Origin of the sequence: Flavobacterium sp. (assembly GCF_035760125.1) — a bacterium.
In the GTDB taxonomy this organism is placed as follows: domain Bacteria; phylum Bacteroidota; class Bacteroidia; order Flavobacteriales; family Flavobacteriaceae; genus Flavobacterium.
Genome location: NZ_DASTTN010000518.1, coordinates 1 through 3,075 on the forward strand (window position 1 = coordinate 1; position 3,075 = coordinate 3,075).

Consider the following 3,075-nt stretch of genomic DNA (forward strand, 5'->3'; position numbering starts at 1 on the left):
AAGGTACTTCTCTCCTATATAGCTTTGGCAAATAAACAGCATAGGATTCATTATCAGTGTTTTCTATTTTAACTGAATCAACAATTACTCCTTTTGGCAGTAATTGCTTTTCTTGAGAATAAGTACAAATGCTAATGAAAAGCATAAAAAGGTAACAAAAGGTATTTTTCATAACACGAATTTATAAAAATAAAATCAAAAAAAAAGACCCTTTATTTAAAGGGTCTTTCTACTAATTTGCAATTAAAAACACAACTGCTTTCTTTACATATTTCTTCTATACTGCCCTCCCACTTCAAACAAAGCCTCTGTAATTTGTCCCAAAGAACAAACTTTCGTAGCTTCCATCAAATGCCCGAATAGATTCTCACCTTTAATAGCAGCTTCTTGAAGTGCATTCAAATGCTCTTTAACCAAAACAGCATGACACTGATGCAAATTATCAAGCATGGTAATTTGATATTGTTTTTCTTCTTCGGTTGCGCGAATTACTTCGGCTGGAATTACTGTTGGTGAACCTTTGGAACTCAAGAATGTATTTACACCCACAATTGGGAATTCTCCTGTGTGTTTCAAGGTTTCATAATACAAACTTTCCTCTTGAATTTTAGAACGTTGGTACATAGTTTCCATAGCACCTAGCACACCTCCACGTTCTGTAATTCTGTCAAATTCCTGTAAAACGGCTGCTTCAACTAAATCTGTTAATTCTTCGATAATGAATGAACCTTGAATAGGGTTTTCATTTTTGGCAAGACCCAATTCTTTGTTGATAATCAACTGAATTGCCATTGCCCTACGAACAGATTCTTCCGTAGGAGTTGTAATCGCTTCATCATAAGCATTGGTATGTAATGAATTACAGTTATCATAAATAGCATACAAAGCTTGCAAAGTCGTACGAATATCATTGAAATCAATTTCCTGTGCATGTAATGAACGCCCCGAAGTTTGAATATGGTATTTCAACATTTGAGCTCTTTCATTGGCTCCGTATTTATTTTTCATGGCTTTCGCCCAAATTTTACGTGCAACACGACCAATTACAGCATATTCTGGATCTACACCATTTGAGAAAAAGAACGATAAGTTCGGTCCAAAATCATTGATGTCCATACCACGACTCAAATAATATTCCACGTAAGTGAAACCATTTGAAAGCGTAAAAGCCAATTGCGTGATTGGATTGGCACCAGCCTCAGCAATATGATAACCCGAAATAGAAACCGAATAAAAATTCCTTACGTTTTTGGCAATAAAATATTCCTGAACATCCCCCATCAATCGTAAGGCAAATTCAGTCGAGAAAATACACGTGTTTTGGGCTTGATCTTCTTTTAGAATATCGGCTTGAACAGTCCCACGAACTTGTGAAAGTGTTTTTTCTTTAATTTCATTATATACTTCCAAAGGCAATACCTGATCACCGGTTACCCCCAAAAGGAACAATCCCAAACCATTATTTCCTTCAGGTAAATCACCTTGATAATGCGGACGCTCTACCCCTTTTTGTTTATAAATTTCATTAATTTTTTCCTGTACCGATTCGGTAAGTTCGTGCTTTTTGATATAAATTTCACATTGCTGATCGATTGCAGCATTCATGAAAAACCCAAGTAACATAGGTGCTGGTCCATTAATAGTCATACTCACAGATGTCATGGCATGCACTAAATCGAAACCAGAATATAATTTTTTAGCGTCATCTAAACAGCAAATAGAAACTCCTGCATTCCCAATTTTTCCATAGATATCAGGTCTTAAGTGGGGATCGTTACCGTATAAAGTTACACTATCAAATGCTGTAGAAAGCCTTTTGGCTGGCAATCCAGCGCTTACATAATGAAAACGTTTATTTGTTCTTTCTGGTCCACCTTCGCCAGCAAACATTCTTGATGGATCTTCGCCTTCACGTTTAAACGGGTACAATCCCGATGCAAAAGGAAATTCTCCAGGAACATTCTCCTGCAAACACCAGCGCAAAATATCGCCCCAAGCTTGATACTTTGGCATCGCTACCTTTGGAATTTGAGTGTGCGAAAGCGACTCCGTATGAGTTGCCATTTTTATTTCTTTATGACGAACTTTAAATGTGTAAACTGGATCTTTATATTTATTTACTTTTTCGTCCCAATGTAAAATCAATTTCCAATTGTGTGGATCTAAATCCATTTTTACCTTATCAAATTGATTCAGCAAAAGATTCAAAAAGATTTTATTCTCTGCTCCACCCGGCTTTTCAGATTCTAAAGCATTTGGTAAAACCGAATCTTCATCAATTCCTGCCTTATTGATTACTGGAATTTTTCCAGAAACACTTTCTATAGTTTTGAATACACCGTATAACTTTTGAGCCACTTGTTCTTGACTCAAAGCTGTAGCATCGTATTTTCTGTTGTTTTCCGCAATTTCAGATAAGTAACGCGTTCTATGAGGCGGTATAACAAAAATCTTCTCACTCATTTCGCGGGTGATTTGGAAAGTCGATTTCAAATCGGAATCCGTTTTCTCAACGATTTTGTCCATGATGGATTTGTACAAGGTATTCATCCCTGGATCATTGAACTGAGAAGCAATAGTTCCATAAACAGGCATTTCATCTGGATTGACATCCCACAAATTATGGTTACGTTGGTATTGCTTTTTCACATCACGAATGGCATCCAAAGCACCGCGTTTATCGAATTTATTTAAGGCTACCAAATCGGCAAAATCAAGCATGTCAATTTTTTCCAATTGGGTTGCTGCACCAAATTCAGGTGTCATTACGTATAATGAAACATCCGAATGGTCCATAATCTCAGTATCAGATTGACCAATTCCTGAAGTTTCAAGGATTATGATATCGTATTTTGCTGCTTTTAAAACCTCAATGGCTTCAGCTACGTATTTTGATAATGCCAAATTCGATTGACGAGTAGCCAATGAACGCATATAAACTCTAGAGTTGTTAATAGCATTCATACGAATTCTGTCTCCTAATAACGCTCCACCTGTTTTTCTTTTGGATGGATCGACAGAAATCAACCCGATGGTTTTTTCTGGAAAATCGATTAAGAAACGGCGCACCAATTC

At 36.6% G+C, this 3,075-nt stretch carries 1 protein-coding gene; it reads right to left on the reverse strand.

Features of this window, described 5'->3' with window-relative positions; all coding sequences use genetic code 11:
• Positions 1-264: 264 nt before the first annotated feature.
• The coding region (locus tag VFS71_RS18495) for a methylmalonyl-CoA mutase family protein (RefSeq protein WP_326403108.1) at positions 265-3,075 on the reverse strand (2,811 nt) is incomplete at its 5' end.